Here is a 19623-nt window from a genome sequence, read left to right on the forward strand (position 1 = left end):
GACGCTCTTCCATTGGCGTCCCTCAGGAACCGGAGAGCCTGAATGCGCCTCAGGCTCCGGACATCTTCCGCCCGCATCGGCTTCCTGCCGGATCAGCCGGACGTGCTCTCGCCGATGCGGATCAGGAATTGCGAAAGTCCAGCGGAACTTTTGACGCCGAGCCGACGGTAGGCGGCCGCCCGATAAGCCTGAACCGTCTTTTCGCTGATGCCGAGGGCTTCCGCGACCTCGCGGTTCAAAAGCCCGCGCGCAACAAGACGCACCACGGCGAGTTCCCGTTCGGTGAGCTCTTCAAAAAGCGCGCGCTCCACTGCGGGCTCGCGTATGCCGGCCCGCTGGCGCAGATCTTTCTCTACGGCTCCGGCTATTGCGGAAAGGAGCCTCGCCTCATCGGCCGGCTTCGACAGGAAATCGATCGCGCCGTCCTTCATCGACTGCACGGCAAGGTCGATGTCGCCGTGCGCGGTGAGGAAAATGACGGGCAGCCTGATCCCGCGCGTTCTCATCTCGCGATAGAGCTCCACGCCGTTCATGAGCGGCATCTGAAAGTCAAGGAGGACGCACCCCGGACGCGAAGGCGAGTCACCCACGAGGAAGCTCCGGGCATCGGGATATTCCGCGGTCTCCCAGCCTTCAGCACCGAGGAGCATGCCGTATGCAAAACGCATGCCTTCATCGTCGTCGACGATGCGGATGAGGGGCTTTTCATTCCTGGTCATCATTCGTTCTCCGCGCAAAAGTCAGTACTGCCGAAAGGCCCTTGCCGCCCCCGGGCGCACGCTCAAAGGAAAGACCTCCCCCGGCGAGTTCGGCAATCGAGCGTGCGATGACGAGTCCGAGCCCGAGGCCCTCAGTCTTTCCGGTATGAAGCGGTTGAGCAAGATTCGCAAATGCCTCGTTCGAAAGCCGCGGCCCGTTGTCCGTGACGCGCACGCGGACTTCCTCTTCATCCGATTCAACAGAGAGCCGGACCAGAGGATGGGCTTCATCCTTCACGGCATCGCCCGCGTTCTTGAGGAGATTCACGATGGCGAGCTCAATTTCAAGCGGATCGCCTGTCGTCATGACGCCGGCTTCGGGCATGCTGCAGACGACGCTCCCGAGATTGCGTCCGCTCGTCTTCAGGTTTTCGAGCGCTGCACGGGCGGCGGCCTTCACGTCCACAGGCAAAGGCGCACGCTGCTGACGCGCATAAGAACGCACCCGTTCGACAATCTCATTCGTGCGCAGAGCCTCGCGGTGAATGGATTGAGCGGCTGCCTCAAGTTTTCCGCGCACATCCGCGGGACCTGCCGAAGCGTTCATGCCGTCAATGCCGTTCAAATTTTCGAGGAGCCTCAGCTGCGCTCGAGCTGAATAGCGGATGACGGAAAGGGGCTGCTTCAGTTCGTGAGCAAGCATTGAGCACATTTGCCCGATCGTGCCCACGCGCTGCATCTGTTCGAGGCGGCTACCGGCCTCCTGGCGCTCTTGTTCAAGCGCCATTTCGCGTTCATGCGCCTTCGTGAGCGCTTCCGTCTTCCGCTTCACAAGCAGACTCAGAATGAAGCTGTGCGCGATCAGCATGAGGAGCGCAATCAGCGCCACGGTGATTTCCGCCGAATAGCGCTTCAATATGGCGCTGAAGGTCCACTCCTTCAGAATGCTGTAGGGACCAATCCGAAGCGTTTTGAGGAGCTCGTCCGTACGGCTGAAGTCGGTTGCCACCGACCACTGCCAGCCGTCTCCGGAGGGCGCGAGCCCAAGGAGCGCTGCCGTGGCAATGGTGCTTTCCTCGGGCGTTGCCCTGGGCGTCGTGGCAAAGGTCCAGCTCGGATAAAGCTCCGATGTATGCGCGCACCTCAGCCCGTCGTCCGTTTTGGGGTCAATCACGCGCAGCTTCTCCGCGCGGCTGTCGCCGGCGGCTCGCATCTCCTCAAGAAGGCAGGAGACGATGACGCCGCCGTCCGCTTCCCCTTCAAGGACGCTGTCGATAATGCGCGAGGCAGGGAACCGGTAAAGCCGTCGGCTGAAGAAATTGTCCGGATCGAACCCGCGCTGAGCCACCTCTCCCATGGCATAGGCGTTGCCGGTAAAGGCATTGGGATAGGTGAGCGCGATGCTTTTTCCCTTAAGGTCCCCGAGGTGCCCGACATCCTGCCGGTCCTTTCTCACCACAATGCTCGAGGCGATGCCGCGATTGGGAGAATCCGAACGGGGGTCGAAAAGCGTTGCGATGTCGCGGGCGCCCTCAGGAATATGGCTTCTGTAGAACCCGCCGCTCGCGACAAAAATATCGATCCCGTGTCTTTTAATGCGTGCGCCGAGCTGATCCGTTGTCAGAAAATCAATTTCGACGGCATAGCCCCTGGCTTCAAATGCGTCTTTCAGCGCATCGAGCGCCCTTGCAATCTGAGCATCGCTTTCAGAGGGCTGCGAAAGCCGGATCGAACCGATGGAAACATTCGGACGTCCATCGCTCTGCGCGAGCGTCTCTGCAGACGCTGTGGCGAAGCAGAGCGCGGCCGCGGAAAGGAGCGCGGCAGCGCCTGCAGAAAAGCATCGGCAAACGGATCGGCAGAAATGCATCGGAAGCGAAAAGGGAACGTCTGAAGAAGTTCCCATTTTCGCTCGAATTAAGTGAGAGATGATCGCTGAGAGCGTAAGTCCAGAACATTCAGCCTCAGGGCTTTCGTCGTACCCGGCAGCCTCAGCGAAGCTCCCCGCATTGGTCTTATTCGTGCTTTTTTAGTCCTGCGAGCACTGCGAACGGATTCGGGCGCTTCTCTTCCTCGGCTTCAGGCTCGTCCTCCCAGACGGGCTTATCTTCGCAGCCGTCCTCATGCACGGCCATGCGCGGGAGCGAAAGAATGGCTTCTTCCTCCACCCAGTCTTCAAGATCAAAGTGCCTCGAGCCGACCGCAACGTCTTCGCCTTCCTCGTCGTCTTCGATCGGAAGGGCGTTGGCTTCGGCTTCGGTCTTCACAAAACGGAAGACCGCTTCCGATTCAATGTGCACCGTGACGGGCTTATTGCAGCGCGCGCAGAACATGTCCACGTCGCCTTCCATTGAAAGCGTGGCGGCGGGAAGCCCGCGGATTTCACCCTCGCCCGACGCAGCGAACTTGATCACGCCGCGATCGGTCGCGAGAAACGTGCAGAGCTGCGGGAGGTCCTTCACCGGCACCTCGCCTTCCAGCTCTTCTTCTCTTTTGCAAAGTTCGAAAAAATCAACGTACTGCGTCATCTTTCTGCCTTTTATCCTGAGCGTTTTTCCTGCGGGCTGAGATTTTCTCCGCCCGCAAATGCCTCAACACTCTTCGGGGGTATTGGGGATCCGAACACGTCCTTAAGCGGCCGCTCTCAGTCCCCCGCGAAGTCTACCGATCCCGGAGACGACGGCACCGGAAGATTTGCGATTTTTAACGAGGAGTCTGCGCATTAAAAGACACGCGCCTGCGAAAGCAGAGGAGAGCGCCGCTAGAATTGAGCCACTATGACCAAACAGCTCATTCTTGCCTCGAGCTCCCGCTACCGCCGCGAGCTCCTCGACCGTCTCGGCCTTCCCTACCTTGCTGAAAGCCCCGACATTGATGAATCGTCTCTTCCCGGAGAAACGCCCCGCGAAACTGCGCTTCGCCTCTCCGAAATGAAGGCCCGCGCCATCTGGGAGAAGCACCCCGGATCCGTCGTGATCGGGTCGGACCAGACGGCTAATCTTTTGGGCGAAAAGCTCGGCAAACCTCATACCCGCGAGCGCGCGATCGAGCAGCTCTCCCGCATGCAGGGAAATACCGTCGTCTTCGCCACCGCCCTCTGTGTGATAGACGCCGAAGGGAATGCGAAGAAGCTCGAAAGCCTCACCACGATCCGCATGCGGAAGCTCTCCCGCGAAACGATCGAAGCCTATGTCGACCGTGAGAAGCCCTTTGACTGCGCGGGTTCGGCCAAGATCGAAAAGCTCGGCATTGCGCTCATGGCTTCGGTCGAATCCGACGACCCGACCTCTCTGATCGGGCTCCCGCTCATGAAGCTTACGACCCTTCTTGCCGAAGCCGGCATTGAGGTCCTCCCCGGGATTCTTGAAGGCTGATCCGTCAGCTCGCGACTCCCCCAAGAAGCCGTTCTTTTCCTTCGCTCAAAGGCGTCTTTTCATGTCCGGAACGCTCTACCTCATTCCCTGTCCGATCAGCACGAGTGCGCCTGAGGAGACCATTCCTCAGCGCACGCTCGAGGTCGCGCGGTCGCTCGACTACTTCCTCGTCGAAGCTGCCCGGACGGCCCGGGGAACATTGAAGAGCATGGGACATCCCCAGCCCATTTCGACCCTCACGATTGAAGAGATCGGGCACGATCCGGAGGCAGGGAAAATCGACGCCTGGCTCGCGCCCGTCGTTGAAGGAAGAAGCGCCGGGATTATTTCCGAGTCGGGGTGCCCCGGCATCGCCGACCCGGGAGCGCAGATCGTTCAGCGCGCGCACGAACTCGGGATACGCGTCGTGCCGCTTACGGGCCCGAGCTCGCTTCTTCTCACCCTCATGGCTTCGGGGCTCGACGGACAGCGGTTCCGCTTCCTCGGGTACCTCCCGATTCATGAGGATGAACGGCGCGCCGCGATTCTTGCGGCTGAAGCCGCAAGCCGGGCTAGCGAAACGCAGCTCTGCATTGAAACGCCCTACCGGAACACGGCCTTCCTCGCCGGACTCATTGAGACGCTCGCTCCCACAACGCGCCTTACCGTAGCGCTCGACATCACGGGAGAAAACGAAAGCATCCGCACGAAGACGGTTGCCGAGTGGAAGAAGGCAACGGAAGAAGAACGCACGCTCCCCAAAATTCCCTGCGTCTTTGCATTTCTTGCGGAGCCCGGGAAAAAACAAGCGCCCCGCTATGCGCCTAAGAACGCTGCCCGCAAAGGCATGGGACAGAATTCCTCCCGCGGCAAGCCTCAGGGGGAAAAGCCCTTCAGAAAGAAGCGCTTGTCTTCGAACCGCTCCTGACGGAAACACAAGGATTACGGCATGCAGGCACTCTGGCAAGAGCTTCTCGACTTCGCACAAACCCCCGCGGGACTTCTGATTCTCGCGGCGGCGGCCTTTGTGCTTGCGAGCTTTCTGATCACGGGTCTCATCTTCTTTATTGCGTCTCTCTTCAAGAAGAAGAGCCCGCTTGCTGTTCAGACGTCAGAAGATGCTCTTCAGGAAAAAACGCCGGAAGAGTCTGCCAGCTCCACCGGAGATCCTCTTGAAAGCTTTGACCGTCGGTCGCTCAAAGCACCGATCGCGCTTGCGCGCCTGCGCGCCCAGGGCCCGGACATTACGGAAGCTGCTGAACCCATGATGCCCGGAAGCGCTCCTCAACCTGCAGCCCCCGAAAGAGACTTGACGGCCGAAGAGAAGCCTCAGGCCGAACCAGCAGCATCGGCTCCTGCAGCGGAGCCCGCTCCTGAGCCGCCCCAGCCGGCACCCTTCGCTTCCGCTCCGATAACGCCGAAGCTTCCGGATCCTTTCGGGCGAGCGAACTTTCTTCTTACGCTTCCCTTCGAAAGGCGCGTTGGCCTTTCCATGGCGCATGCGGATCTCTGCGGCGCAGGCATCGAAGCCGTCTTCTTTGATCCGGAAGCCGTCTCCCGCTGGGATGATGTAACGCTGCGCCTGGTGCCTTTCCTTCCTCAGGGAAGCGGCAAGCTCCTGATTACCGAATCCGATCGGGAAACCTTCTCCTCGGGCGACCTTTTTGCGCAGCCTGATGCCGTGATTGAACTCTCTTCCGGTCTCATCGCGCTCGAATACAAGTCGAAGGGCGGCCGGTCCGAGGATCCCCTGCGCTGGGCGGAAGCCATGCGTACGAAGGACATTCTGCAGACGGTCATCAACGCGCTCGTTCTTTCTGCGGAATCCGGGCGCCCGTCGGCGCCGGTTCTTCGCACGAACAATGCGGTCTTCTTTATCCGCCCGTCCATGGATCTTCGCAAGGTGATTGAAGCGAAGCTCGGGGATGCGAAGCAGTTTCTGTCGCTCTCGTCGAGCGGCAGCGGAGCAGCCGGCATCAGTGCGTCCGACTATTCCGAGCTTCTCACGCCCATCGTGGCGAAGCTTTTCCCGAGACCCATGTCATCCGGCTCGCTCATCGGCATGAAGGCGCATGAGGAGATGCTGGCACGTCGGTAAGATTCATGGAATGATATGCTTTTCTTGGGAATTTTAATTAAATCAAAATAAATTATTTAGTATTTTATAGGTTAAATTGAAAGCCGTAGCAGATTGCCAACATTGCTAAACTCGGGTTTATACTACACATACTAATTGATCTTTATTTAAAGAAAACCGAAGCAATTATCTTCATTACTAGGGTTAACCCCCCCCCCCGATCCGTGCATTTTCTTAGGATCAAGCCTGTGCCTGCGACTGCCCGGCTTCTTTCCGAAGTAAATGAGCAGAGCGGGCATGAGCTTTTTCTCCTTAGCGGGAGAAACCAGAAAGCTCACCAAAATCAATTGATTTGGAGTTAACCCTAAAAATGAATAAGACATTCAAAGTGGCTCGCTCGCTGACGCGCGGCACGGTCGTGACAAGCGAAAAGGCTTCTTCCTATCAGGGCAAGGCCGTGAAGACGGTTATCGCTGCGGCGGTGGCTTCCCTCGTCGCTGGTGCGGCGATGGCGGCAGAAGTTGCCGGCACCGTAGACATCACGGGTTCGCTTGCGATCTCAACTGCTAACTCTGCGACAACCTACAAGAGCAGCGACGTCAATAAGACTACTACTGGTGCTGATGGCGCCTCTACCACCGCCTCGTGGGACGACAAGACTGATACGCTCGGCGCCGGTTCTAAGGTTGTTCTGGCTAATGGGCTCCTCTCGGTTGCCAACACGGAAACTACGACGGTCGACTCCATCGATGGCACCGGCACTGTGACGGTTGATGCGAGCACCGCTAACACCACGTTGGCTGAAGATAAGGGGTTCACGCAGAAGCATACCCACACCGCTCTTGACATCAACATGACCGCTGCGGATGGCGATAAGGGTGCTGCAACTAAAGCGACTCTGACGCTCTCCGGTTCCGATACGCGTGTGTTTGCATCCGGTACGCTGAAGACAACGACTGCAACGTCTGAAAAGCATGTCGATGCCGGCTCTGCCGAGCTTAAGTTCGCGAACGGCACGCTGCAGCTCGGCGTTGCGGATGAACTGGCTACGAACGATACTCTTGTCACGCCGGGCACTGACTACAACTTCGACATTGGTCTTAACACCACCGTTACCGCAGGCAAAGTTGATTACCAGAAAGGCAATATCAAGGTTGCAGAAGGAAAGGAACTCTCTTTAGCCGCTATTACGACTATCGGAGAAGGTGTTGTTTTCGCTAATGCCGGCACGGTTACGCTCTCCGGCGCGAGTGTTAACTTCAATGCCGACTATGCCGCTGAACAGAACTCCGGCAAGCTCGTTGTCAATGGAACAACTGAAACAAACATCGGTGGCGCCATCACCGGTGGGGAAGTCCGCCTGGCTGACAACTTTAATCAGAAAGATGGCAAGACCGATGATGCAGCTTTCGTTCTTCTCCAGAATGGTGCGACGGTCAAAAACGGCGGATCTATCAACGCGACAAAGCTTACATTTGCTGGCAACAAGACTCTTACCGTAAATGGCGCAGTTGAAACCGCCGCTACGGTTGTTTCTGCATCCGGCGCTAAAGTGACCATCAGGTCTGAAAATGTTAGCGGTAAAAACGTCTTTGGTACGGCGAACCTCGGCGCCATCACGATTGAAGACGTAGCCACAACTGCCGCCGACTTTACGCTTACGAATACGAACAGCAAGGTCGACGTTACCGCTGAATCGCTGACGATTGAAGCGGCTGTTGCCGATCCTAAGACCGAAGCAGGTACATTCACTCTTGCTCAGGGCGGTCTTACGCTCAATACCGTCACCAACCATGGCACGGTCAAGATTAGTGATTCTCAGAATCAAAAGGCTGGCTTGACCCTCGCGTCCGGCGCTTCCACCAATGCCGGCACCATCTCGCTCGGCACCAGCGGCTCCCTCACGATCGCAAAGGATGCGGTGCTCACGAATGCTTCTGGCGGTTCGGTCGGTGAAGCCAACACGTCTGGTTCCATCTCCGTTGCCGGCCAGCTCATCAACTACACTGCTGGCGCTACCGCGGATAAAGATGTCAACGGCAAGATCAGCGCTGAAAAATTGACGATCGCCGAAGGCGGTCTCGTCAGCACGACGCTTGCTCCTGCCAACTATGATGTGGGCACGACGACGATCGCTGAAGGCGGCGTTCTGAAGACGGCGCTCAATGTTCAAGCGGACGGCACTGATCCTGTGCCTGCGAATAAGAAGCCCGCAACCGCCCTTGGTCTGACGACGAATTTTGTGCTTGCTGGCGGCACGATCACTGATCGTAACGATGCCGTCATCTCTGACTTTGTCGTTAATGCCGCGACCGCCTCTCTCGCCGTCACTGCTGATCAGGAACTCAAGTCCGTTTACGTCAAATCTGGTGCCTTCTCTGTTGCATCGGGCGCCGCGGTTACGGTTGGCGATCTGAGCATTGATAACACTACTGGCAATTCAGCAACGGTGAGCGGTGCAAGCAACCTCACGATCGGAAAGCTCACCACTAAGGGTACTGACGGAATCCTGACTGTGAAGGACGGCACAGTCACCACCACCCTCCATGGCATTGGTCTGAAGGCTGGTACTTCCAATATTCTCGCTGAAGATAGTTCTTCAGGAGCCGGCAAGGTTATTGCCAAGACTATTCAGCTCAACCAGAACGGCACCCTCGTACTCACGGACTACGCTGAGTCTGATGCTACCTTTACAAAAGATACCATCAACACTCAGCTGATTGGTAAGCTCGCTACTGACTATAAGGGTGTAATCGATCTCGGCAACGTCACGGTTTCTGGTGTTGATGCCGATGACGAAACAGGACGTTTCGCCTATACGGACATGATCAAGGGCCTCACCACGACGGCTTACAAGTCTGCGTCCGTTGAAACTAATACGATCGATCGTTCTGAAAGCTACGGCAACATCTACACGACAGGTACGGATCTGACGGTATCCACGGGTACCCTCACGCTCAACAAGGCTACCGAAAAGGAAGGCTTCCTTGTTTGGCATGAAGTGACCTCCGGCACCGGCACCTCCGCCACTAAGACCCCGACCGTCTCGAATGTGAAGCTCGGTGATAGCGGCGCTCTGGTTGTTACTACGACCGGTGAAGTCGGCAGCGTCACGAAGACTGCTGACACAGTCACTGGCACCAAGCTCTCCGTCACCGCTGACGGCAATCTGACGACGAAGACCATCAATGTTGATGATCTCAATGTTGACGGCAAGCTCACGATCGCTGGCGTTGAGTCCGGCTCGGGTTACACGGTTGCGACCGGTACGCTGAACGTCGGTGAAGACGCTACCTTCTCGGCCGCCGCCAATGACGTCACGGTCAGTAATACTCGGGATTACTACAATTCGACCGAAAAGACTTTTAATGATGAAGTCTCGACCATTGCCGGTACCGCCGTCGTCAACAATCTGACGATTTCGGGCGACATGCTCGTGACCAACTCGCTGAAGGTCAACGACACCCTGACAACGAATAGCAAGACGCTCTTCGTCGGCACGGACGAAGCCGCAGGCACAGTCTCTGTTGCCAAGCTTGGCGAGAACAGCACGATCTTCGCGGATCCGGAATTCGGTACCGCTCCGTCCAAGGTCGCTGTGGGCTATGGTGCTGTCAGCTCGTCAGCTAAGGCTGGCCGCAATGCCATCCTTTCGCTCGGCACGACGGACACTGCGGAATTCGATGAGACCGATCTCCTCGAACAGACCGGCTTCACGCTTGCTGAAACCACGGATGAGAATGACAATTCGTCCTACGTTACTCGCACGGTCAACTCCGTCCTTTATGTCACCGGTACTGATACCTACCTTGGCCGTGCCGAAGCTACGGATGACGTCGCTTCTGACACCAACTTCAGAACTCAGGCTGACGTCTACGTTGCTGGCAACAGCATGCTCGCCTTCGACGCGAACAAGGTGAACGCCAAGGGTGAAGTTGCGCTCTTTGACAAGGATGTCACTATTGACAGCGACGCCGTCGTCTACATTGCCAATGCAGCGAATGGCCAGCAGTTTAAGCTTTCTGCCGGCAAGCTCAACGGTGACCACGGCTTCAGCGCTGACACCGTCTTCCAGGGTGATGCGCTGATGGAAGTCAAGGACGTTGAAGATACGTCGAGCACGATCACGATCGGCATGCAGAAGGATCTCAACAAGATCGGCTTCACGGGTGCCGCCGCTGAGATGGCATATGCCTATTTCGAGGAAGGTGCAAACCTCAACAACACCTCGAAGTCTGCTGAGTTCCTCAACGCCCTGCTCTCGTCCTACTCCTCGCCCTTCTTCAATTCGAAGGATGATATCGAGTTCGACTATGCCGGCATCGTTTCCGCTCTGAACGCGGGTGCTGCTCTTGGCGCCACGACCGGCGTGCAGACGATGACGATGGATGCTGTCAACCAGATGGCTGACACCGTTGCCGACCGCACCTCTGTTCTCACGCAGCGCGGCCAGGGCGTCAACATCTGGGCAGACGTGAACGGCGGCAAGTTCGAAGCCAAGACCCTCTTTGATGGCGCGGGCTACAGCTCCGACATCTACTCGGGCGTCCTCGGCCTCGACTACCAGTTCAGCTGCAACGCCGTCCTCGGTGCTGCTCTGATGATCGGCACGGCTGACACCGACAGCAAGAACTCTGCCTTTAAGGCTTCGACCGATTCCGACCTCGTCGGCTTCTCGGTCTACGCTTCGAAGACTTTCGCCGACATCTGGAACGTCTCCGCCGACATCGGCTACCTCCAGGCCTCGAACGAAGTCAAGGCTGACGGCTACGGCTTCAACTACAAGTTCGACCAAGACACCGATGCCTTCACGTTCGGCGTCCGCGGCGAAGTCCTCACGAAGGCTGGTTCGGTCAACATCGTTCCGCACGTTGGTCTGCGCTACACGGCCCTCTCCACGGACGGCTTTGAAGCTGCCTACGTTACCGACATCGACGACCAGAACATCTTCCAGATGCCGGTCGGCGTGACGGTTTCTGCTGACTTCGAAACCTCCGGCTGGACGATCGCTCCGAAGTTCGACCTCTCTGTCGTCCCGACCTTCGGCGACAAGGATGCGGACCTCAAGCTTGGCGTTACTGGTGCTTCCGCTACGACCGACTACGCCGTTCGCGTGATCGACTCGAACCCCGTTCAGGCTCAGCTCGGCGTCAACGCGACGAACGGTGCCTGGGGCTTCGGTCTCAACTACAAGCTCGGCGTCGGTTCGGATGACCGCATGAACAATTCGTTCAATGCCAACGTCCGCTACGCGTTCTAAGTCTCTCTGAGGCTCTGCCCCTGAAGCTTGGCTTCACGGGGCAGCAAAGAACGCAAGTTTGGGGGAGCGGGAAAAGTCTTTCGAAGACTCAACTCGCTCTATCAAACGCCACTTTTAAAGAACCCGTTTCCTCGAAAGCGTTTCGGGAGACGGGTTCTTTTTTCCCTACAGATCCGTACTGAGGCGTCTCATGGCCGTTCTCAAGCTTTCGCCTTCTGCTGGTGATTTGTCGCCCACATCTTCCACGAGGAAGCGCCCGCCCTTTGCTTCCGATGAGAAGCGCCGTCAGGCACTCGAACTCTTTGAACACGGCATCGGCTACACGCGCGCTTCACGCATTCTTGACCTTTCCGTCAACACGCTTCGCGACTGGAACCGGGAGTACCGCAAGGGGAAATTTCACACGGAGCTTTCTCCTTCCCAATACCGCTACTCGGACGACGTGAAAAAGGCTGTGATCCGCATGCGGCTTACCGGAAGCACCTGGAGCGAGATCACCGAGAAGAGCGGCATCTCAGCCAGCACCTGCCGCAAATGGGTGCTCGACTACACCGAAAAACGAAAGGCCAGGAAGCGCCCAACGAAGCAGTCTTCTGAGGCCTGAATCCTATGTTGAAGGAGATTCATTACGCATGTACCTCCATAGCCTAAAGCTCAAAAATTTCAAAGGATTCCGAGGAGAGTCGCAGGAAATAATCTTTCATGGACCAAATGGCGACCCAGGTTCCGGTCTGAATATCCTTGTCGGGGAAAATAATGTCGGGAAAAGTACGCTTTTACAGGCGATATGCTTCCTGATGAACTTAACACGGCATTCACAAAATCCGACCAGTATTGGTTCCGATGGGGCACCTGTCTCTGAAGAATGCGCCGTCATCGGCGAGTTCGCAGACAGCTCCTCTGAAGAAATGATGCGCACGCTTGAAGCCGTTATCAGTGAAAATAAAGACAAAGACACAATGAAGGAAGCCTTAACCGCTTCCGGTCATTTGCGAGTCCGACGTTCGCTTAATAATTTTGAGAAAACCGGCATACTTGCGGAGAAAGGCGGCTTTCATGAAAAAAGTTCCAACCCTACGAGTCTTGATTTTGTAATCAGTCGCGCTATTGACCTTCATCCACTATGGGCCTCCGTTGAAGTGGAGCACCTCGCGTCCTTTCGCTTCAACACGCTTAGCCAAAAGCTATTGGGCGACATCTTTAAAACAGCAGAGAAATCATTAGATTACAAACAATTCTGCAAGGCTTTCAACGATTGTTTTTCCGGGCAAAAGTCCTCTTTTCGCAAGGAAATCCAGACGATTGAAAATCAAGTATCTGATCAGTTTCGCTGTTTCTTCGGCGACGGCACTATTCGCTTTGGGTTCCCCGAACCAAAGCTATCAACATTGATCAGAACTTTGACACCCATGCTTGACCTTGGCAACGCTCTTCCGCTCACCGAACACGGCCAGGGAGTTCAAAGAATGACCGCTCTCGCACTCCTTGTCGCCTGGGCATCTATTCATTCAAACAAAACCGTTGGTTCAAGAAAGCCCTACATCTTTCTTCTGGATGAACCCGAAATCTGTCTGCATCCGCGCGGACAAGCTAGACTCCTGGAGGCACTCCTCACAATTTCTAAGTTTTATCAAGTAATTGTCACGACGCACTCGCCAATTTTTCTCCACTCACCAGCGGTTCGAACTGCAAACCTTCTTCTCTGTCGAAGAGACGACTCAACTGCCTCTAATGTCGTCGTATCACAAACACAATTTGAATCGCTCTTTCTCCACGGCCCCACGTGGGGCGAAATTTGCTGGCACGCCTACAAAATGCCGACAGTCGAGTTCCACGATGAGCTATACAGCTATCTGCAGGACCGTTCTGGTTCCGCGACTGTTGCAGCCGCAGACAAACTGTTGAGGCTCTCTTTTGATGAAATGAATGAGCACCACACTCCCTGTATGTGGACCCGAAAGGACAATAGAGGCAAAGATCGAAGAGATAAGCTCACTCTTTCCTCCTGCATCAGAAATTCCGTTCATCATCCCGAGAACAAATGTATGGGGGCAGGCTTCGTGGAAAAGAACCTCGAGGAATCCATCAACGTCATGCTCCGCGTGATTAAACATCTTCGAGCTAAGGAAGAAGCTCAATTAGCCGAATAAGAGTTTCAAGGACATGAACCGGCAGATTGGGTCGCTCTGATGTATGAGCGAACTCTGTTGGTCTTTCCCTGACCCCAGCTCTTCCAGACGCCGCGCCAGGAAATAGAATTTGAAGCCGCAAGACTTCGCGCTAGGAGATTTTCATCCCCTCAGCGAAGTCCGTCCCCAGAAGCCTTCAGACATTTTGGCTGCAGTAGCGATGGACCTCTTCCTCACCAATTTCCTTGCGGCGCTTCCGCTCTTTGCCCTCATTGCCATCGGCTATTTTGCTGCAACGATGAAGCTCGTCACGCCGGCGATCGGTCAGGCGCTCTCGAAATTCGCCTTCAATATTGCGCTCCCGATTCTCCTCTTCCGGCTCATGAGCGACATCACGCACCTGCCGCCGCCGGACTGGAACATCGCGCTTGCATTCTTCGGCTCCTGCTTTCTCGTCTTCGCGATCGGGCGCTTTCTCGGGCACCGGTTTCTCAATCTCAATTCCGACGAACGCACGATCTTCGGCATGGCGGCGGTCTTCTCGAACAACGTGCAGCTCGGGATCCCCGTCGCCGTAGCGCTCCTCGGGCAGGAAGCGATGCCCTCGATTGCGATCATCTTTTCGCTCAACGGCTTCCTCATGTGGACCCTCGTCACGATCGCAATCGAACTCGGGCGCGCGAAAAGCCCGTCGATCGTCACGACAGTCACGAAAGGAACGCTTCAGACCATCCGGAATCCGATCGTGATCGGCATCATCCTCGGCTTCCTCTGGAGCATCTCGAACCTTTCCATGCCGGCGCCCATGGCGAAGACCATCGGCATGATGGCTGACGCGGCGGCACCTGTCGCGCTCTTTGCGGTCGGTGTCGGCCTCACGCAGTACCGGATCACCGCGAATCTCTCCACGACGCTCCTTATTACGTTCCTCAAGCTCGGCCTCCAGCCGCTCGTCGTCTACGGCCTCTGCCGGATCTTCAATCTCGGTCACGAGGCGATGCAGGCAACGTGCCTTCTTGCGTGCCTCCCCGTCGGCGTCAACGTCTACATCATGGCGCAGGAGTTCAAAGTGATGCAGGGCGCGACCGCAAATTCGCTTCTCGTCACCACTGCGCTCGCGGCGGTCACGATGCCCCTGATCATGAGCTGCCTCGGGCTTCTCTGAAGACATCTTTCAGCTGGCAGGCAACATACGGAAAAAGCTCCGGAACTGCCAAGAGACCGGAGCTTTTTCCTTCAGGAGCGCTTCAGAAGAAGCGCCTCATGCATCACTTGGCGTGATGGAAAGCCTTTTCGACGCGGAAGGGCATTGCCTGATAGCCCATGGAGCCGTTGATTCGGATTTCAACCGCGGGTTCCGTCGAACCCCACTTGAATTCCATCAGGTACGGATTCGGCGCGCCCACGGCCTTGCCTTTGACGAGCTGCATCTCAGGCGTTGCGGAATAGACCATGATCGAATCCTTGTCGGCTTCGTACTGCGTGAGAGAGGTCACCGGGCTGTACCACGCGTGGCCGCGTTCCTTGCCGAACTCCCAGAGCTGCTCGACCGTGCCTTTTTCCTGGTCGACCTTGTAGACCACAGCGCGCGAATACTTCATGTCGGGCAGCGGCGGCTGCTCGAGTCCGCGGCCGTCGCCGTTGTCGAAGGCCGTGAGATAAACGAAGCGCTTGTCGGACTTCGAGTCGATGCGGAAAGCCGTGTGCTGCGTCCACGTCCAGTCGAAGGTCGTGTTCTCGCACTTGCCCTGTTCGCACTTGATGGGCTTGCCGTCCTTATCGACGGGCTTCAGGACCTTATCCGCCCAGGCCTTCTGCCAGCCGTCAGGCGCACCAAGAATCCACTTCACCTTCTTGTCGCGGCCGATCTTTATGATCGCGGACTGATGGCGCGAGGAAATGATGATCGAATCGTCGGTCGGGTCATAGTCGACAGAATTGACGTGCGCCCAGTTGCGGCCGATGCCGACGCCCGTGATGTCGCCGAAATGTTCTTCCTTATCCATGGCGGCGAGATCAGCCGAAGAAAGCGTCTTGCCGGCGCTGTCAGCATCAAGATTGAGGCACACCGCGCCCTGATCGAGCGACTTGATCACGACATCACGATAGGGATCGAGAATTTCCCAGAGACGCCAGTCATCAACCACGCGGCCGGCGGGATTCACTTCAGCGATCACGTCGCGAACCGTGCGGACGTTGCGGCCGTCGGGACGACGAACGTCGTTGGCTGCGACGCGCAGAAGGAAGTTGCCGTTCTGGGCCTGATCAAAGGAATGCGAGAAGTCTTCGTAGCCTGCGGGGAGACGGCGGTTGAAGACTTCGCGGCCCATGATGTCGTACTTCACGTAGCGCTGACCATAGCCCCAGGTGAGCGCACCGTCGTCACCCTGCTGGAAGCCCATCATGACGCCGCCGTTGTAGACCGATTCCATGTCATAGATCGAATCCACATTCATGTACCAGCGGACTTCGCCCGTCGCATCAATGATGGCGTTCTGCGGATAGAAGCACCATTCAAGCGCGCCGCCTGAGGGGTTATTCCAGACAACGCGCGAGCCCTTCGGAGGCGAAACAAGGAGATTGTTGACGAGATAGAGACGGTCCTTGAATTCGGGATCGGCCTTTACAACCGTCGTATCAAACATCGTGCTCTTTTGCGAAACGGTGCCGTTCCCTTCCGTATAGACGGGCGGCGCATAGATCTTGTAGGCCTCGTTCACAGCCTTCTTTTCGCCCGTGAGATCCGTGCGGGTATAGGAGACCTCAACGGTATTGACGTAGTCCGGATAGAGCCCGAAAACCGGAATGCCGCCGTGCGTAAGCACCTCGCTTCTGTCGACGTCATACTTGATCTCAGAGCCATTCTCCTTCGGCACGATGCGGACCTTTACGTCGGAAAGCGTATAGCCGCCCGAGCGAATGATGGCGGTCAGAGGCGCAATGCGATAGGGATTCGTAATGACTTCGCCGATCTGTCCCTGCTTCGCGTACTTGACGGCTGCGCCCGAGGCGCCGCCCGCCGCCATTACCGTCGTCGGGGCCGCGGAGAGCATCAGGGCTCCGAGAACTGCAGCCGCAAGCGCGGACTTCGTGATGGTCTTCATGGAAACTCCTTTCCTTCAGAATGAAATTTGCAACGAAGAAATCATAGAAATCAAGCATTTACAGTAAATTGTCAGATACCTTCATTGAGATAAAATTTCGAAAAGAGGCATTTTCTGAAAATGAAAGTCGGCGCAAAAACACCCTCCATTGAGTCCATCAGGCTCCTTCATACGCTCTGTCAGACAGAAAATCTGGCAGATGCGGCCGAGCGCCTGGGCCTTTCGCTTCCCACGGCAAGCCGCATGCTCTCGCAGCTGCGCGAAGTCTTTGAAGACCGCCTCTTCACGCGCTTTCCCGGCGGACTCGTTCCCACAAGAAAAGCAAAGCTCCTCATGGCCCGCACGGAAGCGGTGCTCGAAACCTACGATGCGCTTCTCGCGCCGCAGACCTTCGATCCCGCCCGGATCGTCCGGGACATCCGCATCGGATGCGCCGACAATGCGCCTTTCTCGGTCTTTCCCAACTTTGCCAGGGAGCTTCTCGCTCAGGCGCCGGGCGTCATGATTTCCTACCTGCCGCTCTCGGATGATCGCTTTTCGCTTCTCTCCTCCGGAGAAATCGACTTTGCGGTCTCCCCCGTCATGACGCTTCCTGCAGGATTTCACGCGATAGAGCTTGCAGAAACGGATTACGTCCTCACCGGAAGAAAAGAGGGGCTTCAGGGGTAAAAGTTGGTACGTAATAGCGCGGCAACCCCGAATATAGGGAGCTGAGCACTCTTCAGACGCTTATCGGGTCAAGTCCCAAAGGCATTTAATGGAGGGGACCCGCGGCTGAAAGCCGTGGGGAGGAAGCCGTTCATTGCCTTTGGGACTTGACGCGCTCGTGGACGCAAAAATAGCGGGCAGGGCCCGCCACGTATACGTGGCGGGACGTGCCCAGCGGCGAGCGTCCCTGCCGGAAGGCTTTCGCCTTGGCGTCAAAGGAAACTTTCACCCTATTAATTTTTCTAGGGGATTCAAATAGAAAAAGCCATCGAATATCGGTATGGTATGTGTGCTTCCTTAACCTGACCGGATACCCAATGGCTCTGTTCAACAAACTAGCGAACTTCCTCCTTAATGTCAATGACATCGTCGTCGAGGACGTTGACTTCGGCCTCAGCCGCAATGAGGAAAGAGTCCTGACTTTCGATGTGCGGCCCTATAAGCGCCTGCAGCACATTTGCCCGCACTGCGGACGCAGGTGCCCGGGCTACGACCGCGGCAGCCGGCCTGCGAGGACATGGCGAGCCCTTGACTGCTGCGGCACCCTGATCTATCTGCGGTACGCCCCGCCTCGCATCCAGTGTCCGGAGCATGGCGTCGTCACTGCCGCCGTTCCCTGGGCTTACGCGGGTTCGCGCTTCACCAAAGATTTCGACATGCAGACAGCATGGCTGGCCTGCGAAACGTCCAAGACTGCAGTTACCAGGATCATGCGCATCGACTGGGAAACCGTGGGCCGCTGCATTGACCGCGCAAAGAATGTTCTGGAACCGGACTCCGGCAAGCGACTCAACGGCCTCAGGCATATCGGCGTGGATGAGACGAGCTATACCAAGGGGCACAACTACATCACCGTCGTCATCGACCACGACACCAACCGGGTCGTCTGGGTGCACGAAGGCCATGGGCTGAAGGTGTTCAGCCTCTTCTTTGAGAGCCTTACAGCAGAGCAGAAAGCCTCCATCGAGGCCGTCAGCGGAGATGGGGCCCGCTGGATCGACGAGTGCATTGCCAAATACGTGCCTCATGCCGTGCGCTGCGTTGATCCTTTCCATGTTGTGCAATGGGCCGGAGAGTCTCTTGATCAGGTGCGCCGTGAAATCTGGCAGACGCTGAGAACTCAGGGCCGCAAGCTGAAAGCGGCGGATAAGGGAACGGCGGAAGCCGCAGCGGCTGGGACGGCAGCCGTCAGGGATAACGAGAAGCTCGCCATGACGGTCAAGAAATCCACCTTTGCACTCGGCAAGGCTCCTGAGAACCTGACGCCTCTCCAGTCTGAGCGGCTTCAGTACATTGCTGAGACTCAGCCGCTCTTGTTTCGTGCCTACAGAATCAAAGAGGCTTTGCGGCTTCTATTGAAGTTTCCTCAGGCAGAAGACGCCGGGGCAGAGCTGAAGAAATGGTATTTCTGGGCGACGCACAGCCGCATTGACGCCATCAAGAAGCTTGCATACAAGATACGGCGTCATGAAGGCAGCATCCTGAATACCATACGACTTGGCTTGAGCAATGCGCGCATTGAGGCCAACAATAATCTGATAAAACTGACCATCAGACGGGCCTTCGGATTCAGGAATCTGAACAACCTCATCTCAATGGTTATGCTCGTCTGCTCGGACCTTCGGATCCCATTACCCAACAGAGGCTCCAGGGCATGAAAAAGCGAGACGATGTCAGCCTCGCTTTCCCATCAAAACCCCTGTAGAGCCAGAAAAGATCATCCGCTGGCGCGCAAAGCTCAGGAGAATGCCGTTTCCACTGCCGATGTCCTCAGGCACGCCTTTGCCGATGTCTGCTATCACCCTCGTCCGGGGGCATCCTGGACGTCGCTCCGCGAAAGCGTTTTCCCAGCATGGACTGAGGGACGCTCCTCCATGAGAACAACGCAGTTTCTCTCGCTCATTCCTACCGTGGCGGAAAGCGACCTGCTGATGGTGCTTCCGCGGCGTACGGCCGAATACATGGAAAAAGGCGGCGACATCGTCATCATCCGGACTGAGGAGAAAAGCATTCGCCACAAGCCTCAACTCATCTGGCACCACCGTGCAAACGACGACCTTGAGCTCCAGTGGGTGCGCTCGATCCTGCTGTCCTGCGCAAAGCGTGCGAACCCCTAGCTGATGCTCCCCCCTGTTGTCGGGGTGAGACGCTCCCGTGAAGGAAGGCTCCTCAATCGACAATTTCCACATCATTGGGAAAGCGCGAAAAATCAGAGAGGCGCGGGCTTTTTCCCGTCGCCTGCACAGGGCTGACGCACATTAATTTCTAATTTCAGCTGGAATCTTTTGATTTTC

The 19623-nt window shown here is 56.7% G+C and carries 14 protein-coding genes; 10 read left to right on the top strand and 4 right to left on the bottom strand.

The annotated features are described in order from the left end of the window. Positions 1-92: 92 nt before the first annotated feature. The 3 genes from Q0106_RS09160 to Q0106_RS09170 all read right to left on the bottom strand — a co-directional run bounded on the left by Q0106_RS09160 (position 93) and on the right by Q0106_RS09170 (position 3226). A complete protein-coding gene (locus Q0106_RS09160; RefSeq protein ID WP_297611896.1) occupies positions 93-722 on the bottom strand; it encodes a response regulator in 630 nt (209 codons plus the stop codon). Continuing rightward, on the bottom strand, positions 706-2604 hold the full coding sequence (locus tag Q0106_RS09165; RefSeq protein ID WP_297611899.1) for a PhnD/SsuA/transferrin family substrate-binding protein: 1899 nt from the start codon (positions 2602-2604) through the stop codon (positions 706-708). Before Q0106_RS09165 ends, Q0106_RS09160 begins: the two co-directional genes overlap by 17 nt. A 109-nt stretch (positions 2605-2713) precedes the next feature. Beyond that, the gene (locus Q0106_RS09170; protein ID WP_297611902.1) at positions 2714-3226 is read right to left on the bottom strand and encodes a YceD family protein; all 513 of its coding nucleotides are present in this window, start codon (positions 3224-3226) and stop codon (positions 2714-2716) included. A 249-nt stretch (positions 3227-3475) separates the two neighbouring features. On the opposite strand from Q0106_RS09170, the gene Q0106_RS09175 reads away from it, so the two are divergent. From Q0106_RS09175 to Q0106_RS09205, 7 genes are all read left to right on the top strand, one after another. Continuing rightward, positions 3476-4072, top strand: coding sequence for a Maf family nucleotide pyrophosphatase (locus tag Q0106_RS09175; protein ID WP_297611905.1), 597 nt, complete (start codon positions 3476-3478; stop codon positions 4070-4072). Positions 4073-4133: 61 nt separating this feature from the next. Further along, the gene (locus Q0106_RS09180; protein ID WP_297611908.1) at positions 4134-4979 is read left to right on the top strand and encodes an SAM-dependent methyltransferase; all 846 of its coding nucleotides are present in this window, start codon (positions 4134-4136) and stop codon (positions 4977-4979) included. A gap of 21 nt (positions 4980-5000) precedes the next feature. Then, positions 5001-6149, top strand: a complete 1149-nt coding sequence (locus tag Q0106_RS09185; RefSeq protein WP_297611911.1) for a hypothetical protein — start codon at positions 5001-5003, stop codon at positions 6147-6149. A gap of 349 nt (positions 6150-6498) precedes the next feature. After that, positions 6499-11388: an autotransporter domain-containing protein gene (locus Q0106_RS09190; protein WP_297611914.1), complete on the top strand. Its 4890-nt coding sequence runs from the start codon at positions 6499-6501 to the stop codon at positions 11386-11388. Positions 11389-11578: 190 nt separating this feature from the next. Beyond that, the gene (locus tag Q0106_RS09195) at positions 11579-11992 is read left to right on the top strand and encodes a helix-turn-helix domain-containing protein (protein WP_297611917.1); all 414 of its coding nucleotides are present in this window, start codon (positions 11579-11581) and stop codon (positions 11990-11992) included. Between the two features lie 28 nt (positions 11993-12020). Beyond that, the gene (locus Q0106_RS09200; protein WP_297611919.1) at positions 12021-13538 is read left to right on the top strand and encodes an AAA family ATPase; all 1518 of its coding nucleotides are present in this window, start codon (positions 12021-12023) and stop codon (positions 13536-13538) included. Between the two features lie 199 nt (positions 13539-13737). After that, the gene (locus tag Q0106_RS09205; protein WP_297611922.1) at positions 13738-14682 is read left to right on the top strand and encodes an AEC family transporter; all 945 of its coding nucleotides are present in this window, start codon (positions 13738-13740) and stop codon (positions 14680-14682) included. A gap of 103 nt (positions 14683-14785) precedes the next feature. Here the strand turns inward: Q0106_RS09205 and Q0106_RS09210 are convergent, their stop codons facing one another. After that, positions 14786-16621, bottom strand: a complete 1836-nt coding sequence (locus Q0106_RS09210) for an aryl-sulfate sulfotransferase (protein ID WP_297611925.1) — start codon at positions 16619-16621, stop codon at positions 14786-14788. Positions 16622-16741: 120 nt separating this feature from the next. On the opposite strand from Q0106_RS09210, the gene Q0106_RS09215 reads away from it, so the two are divergent. The 3 genes from Q0106_RS09215 to Q0106_RS11900 all read left to right on the top strand — a co-directional run bounded on the left by Q0106_RS09215 (position 16742) and on the right by Q0106_RS11900 (position 19446). Next, the gene (locus tag Q0106_RS09215) at positions 16742-17290 is read left to right on the top strand and encodes a LysR family transcriptional regulator (RefSeq protein WP_297611928.1); all 549 of its coding nucleotides are present in this window, start codon (positions 16742-16744) and stop codon (positions 17288-17290) included. A gap of 356 nt (positions 17291-17646) precedes the next feature. After that, positions 17647-18987 (top strand): ISL3 family transposase, encoded by a 1341-nt coding sequence (locus Q0106_RS09220; RefSeq protein ID WP_297611931.1) that lies wholly within the window; start codon positions 17647-17649, stop codon positions 18985-18987. A 12-nt stretch (positions 18988-18999) separates the two neighbouring features. Further along, positions 19000-19446: a LysR substrate-binding domain-containing protein gene (locus Q0106_RS11900; RefSeq protein ID WP_366139502.1), complete on the top strand. Its 447-nt coding sequence runs from the start codon at positions 19000-19002 to the stop codon at positions 19444-19446. The last annotated feature ends 177 nt before the right edge of the window (positions 19447-19623 follow it).

The sequence above is a fragment of the uncultured Sutterella sp. genome (assembly GCF_937923675.1).
GTDB lineage: Bacteria > Pseudomonadota > Gammaproteobacteria > Burkholderiales > Burkholderiaceae_F > Sutterella.